This is a genomic window from Achromobacter sp. HZ34, from assembly GCF_002209485.1.
In the GTDB taxonomy this organism is placed as follows: Bacteria; Pseudomonadota; Gammaproteobacteria; order Burkholderiales; family Burkholderiaceae_B; genus Bordetella_C.
This window is the reverse complement of sequence record NZ_NJIX01000016.1, coordinates 1-2,389: the sequence shown is the minus strand read 5'-3', so window position 1 is coordinate 2,389 and position 2,389 is coordinate 1. Positions and strand designations below refer to the sequence as shown.

5 protein-coding genes are annotated in these 2,389 nt (G+C 61.2%); all 5 read left to right on the top strand.

Annotation, left to right across the window (positions count from 1 at the left end; genetic code table 11):
• Positions 1–441, top strand: a 441-nt coding sequence (locus tag CEY05_RS31365) for a hypothetical protein (RefSeq protein ID WP_158219466.1), incomplete at its 5' end; no start/stop codon positions are given.
• Positions 434–1,480 carry a site-specific DNA-methyltransferase gene (locus CEY05_RS30675; RefSeq protein WP_088601296.1) on the top strand — a complete coding sequence of 349 codons (1,047 nt, stop codon included), beginning with the start codon at positions 434–436 and terminating at the stop codon, positions 1,478–1,480. The genes CEY05_RS31365 and CEY05_RS30675, both read left to right, overlap by 8 nt.
• Positions 1,477–1,749: a hypothetical protein gene (locus CEY05_RS30670; RefSeq protein ID WP_088601295.1), complete on the top strand. Its 273-nt coding sequence runs from the start codon at positions 1,477–1,479 to the stop codon at positions 1,747–1,749. Before CEY05_RS30675 ends, CEY05_RS30670 begins: the two co-directional genes overlap by 4 nt.
• A gap of 1 nt (position 1,750) precedes the next feature.
• The gene (locus tag CEY05_RS31360; RefSeq protein WP_158219465.1) at positions 1,751–1,894 is read left to right on the top strand and encodes a hypothetical protein; all 144 of its coding nucleotides are present in this window, start codon (positions 1,751–1,753) and stop codon (positions 1,892–1,894) included.
• The coding region (locus CEY05_RS30665; RefSeq protein WP_143220723.1) for a hypothetical protein at positions 1,884–2,389 on the top strand (506 nt) is incomplete at its 3' end. The genes CEY05_RS31360 and CEY05_RS30665, both read left to right, overlap by 11 nt.

Sequence of the window (2,389 nt, the reverse complement as noted above, 5' to 3'; positions counted from 1 at the left end):
GCGCCGAAGGATGGCAGCGTTGTCCATGTAGCGTGGTCGCCCGACGATTGGACGATTGGCAGCGCCTTTTACACCGATGGGAAATGGGTTGCGAGCGCCATTTTCTATTGTCTCAACTCGCCCAGGACTGCGCCCTTTGAGTTTCGTGAACAGGTCGTGGAGCCGCTTTTTTGGCAGCCGCGGCTCGCCCCTCCCGGCGCCCACCCCGCTGAGCAGCAGGAAGGCGATGCGGCGGGGGAGAAGGACGCGGCGCGGCTGGATTTCATGATCGAGAAGCAGGGCATTATCTACAGCCAAAACGGCAATACGGGCGCATACGTGTACCGCCTGCATCAGATCCACCAATACGGCGGCCACGATTTGTCGGACTGGCGCGAAACGCCGCGCGAGGCCATCGACGCCGCCATGCAGGCCATGAAGGGAGATGGGAACCATGGCTGAAATGAACCGCTGCTATCTGGGCGACTGCCGGGACGTGACGCGCGGTCTGATTGCGGCCAGCGTCCGCGTGCAGTGCATCGTCACCAGTCCTCCCTATTTTGGGCTGCGTGACTACGGCGTTGAAGGCCAATTGGGAATGGAAGCTGCACCGGAAGAATACGTTGCCGCCATGGTCGACGTGTTCCGCGATGCTCGATCACTACTCGCTGATGATGGCACCCTGTGGCTGAACATCGGCGACAGCTATGCCAATGACGGCAAATGGGGCGGCAGCAGCAGCGGCAAACATGTCAAGGCGCTGCACGGCAACACAGGTGTCGGTCGGGGCAAGGTAAAAACGGGACTCAAGCCTAAGGATCTGATCGGTATCCCCTGGATGCTGGCCTTCGCGCTGCGGGCCGATGGCTGGTACCTCAGGCAGGAGATCATTTGGCATAAGCCGAACCCGATGCCGGAGAGCGTGCAGGATCGGTGCACCAAGGCGCACGAGCACCTGTTCCTGCTGACAAAGTCGGAGCGCTACCACTTCGACGCCAGCGCAATATCTGAAGAGGCCGCAGGCGACTTGCCAGGCAACCGGCGCCCTATCAAAGGCGCGGAACAGGATCCCGAGAAGCACCGCACGCGCGCAGGCTTGCATGACTACGCCGAACGACAGCGCAGCCGGCGCTACAGCTTCGCGCGCGCGACCAAGGACACCGCGGCAGAGCATGGGCAGTCGGCTCAGCACCGGCCAGACCGCGATGATATTGACTATGCCGGCCGCCGCAATAAGCGCAGTGTCTGGACGGTGGCCACCAAGCCCTACTCCGGCGCGCACTTCGCGGTTATGCCGGAGACGTTGGTGGAACCCTGCATCTTGGCCGGCAGCCGCCCCGGCGATATCGTCTTCGACCCGTTCATGGGGTCCGGCACGGTGGCGAGCGTGGCGCAGCGTCTGGGGCGTAATTGGCTGGGCGCAGAACTGAACCCTGCATACCTCGATCTTCAGGCGGAACGCACGCGCCAGCCTGGTCTGCAACTGGAGTCCGCAGCATGACCGCCGCCACCAATCTTGCCGCATCGCTGGCCGCCATCGAAAACACGCTGACCTTCTATAGCGTGCCGTACCCGCAGCGCCAGGAAGTGCTGGACTTAGTGCGCGCCATCATCGCCCAGGCCCGCGCCGAACTGATTGCGGAGCTTAAGCCGGTTGCGTGGCGGTGGACCAGCATCGGCCATCACTACACATCATCTACTGCTTATGCCGAAGAATTGAAGGGTCAGGAGATCCCAGTGGTTCCGCTCGCCATCATCCCCAAAGCCTGACATGCACAGCGACGACGCATACGTGCCAGGCTTCGGCTACTGGATAGCGGCGCTGATCCTGGCCCTGGTCATCCCCTCCCTTTTCCCCGGCACCGACCTGCCGGGCAACGGACTCCAATGGAGCACTGAATATCATGAGCAATGAAAAGCAATTGCTGACTGACGCCGAAATCCAGGACATCGCGGATGGCTTCGATATTTATGGAGCAAAGCCTGAGTTTGCTCGGGCCGTCGAGAGCGTAGTTCTCGCCCGCCTGCCTGCCGCCAGCGACGCCGAGCCGGTGGCGATTCCGGCAGTGTTGCGGTATTCAGTTTTCGGTGTGCCGTACATCACCGCGACCACAGACGAGCAGTCCAACGAAATAGCCAAGTGGGGCAAGGAAGGGACGCCTGTATTCGTCAGCCCCACCACCCCAACCATTAGAAATTCTCTAACAGTTGGCGATTCAGTTATTAGAAATTCTCGAATAGCTTGCGACGGCGAGGCCGGGGCGGTGCCGGCACTCGTTCAGGCGCGTATGAAAGACGGACCGCAAAGCGGCCGATGGTTCGAGATTGAACCAACCGACGAATGGGAATTCGCAAGCACGCACGAGGTACGAAAACTCTACGCCGCCCCGCCTGAGAAGCAAACTTCACA

Excerpts from the sequence above, each read along its gene's own strand:
- CEY05_RS30675 (WP_088601296.1), top strand. The coding sequence starts at position 434 with ATGGCTGAAATGAACCGCTGCTATCTGGGCGACTGCCGGGACGTGACG.
- CEY05_RS30670 (WP_088601295.1), top strand. The coding sequence starts at position 1,477 with ATGACCGCCGCCACCAATCTTGCCGCATCGCTGGCCGCCATCGAAAAC.
- CEY05_RS31360 (WP_158219465.1), top strand. The coding sequence starts at position 1,751 with ATGCACAGCGACGACGCATACGTGCCAGGCTTCGGCTACTGGATAGCG.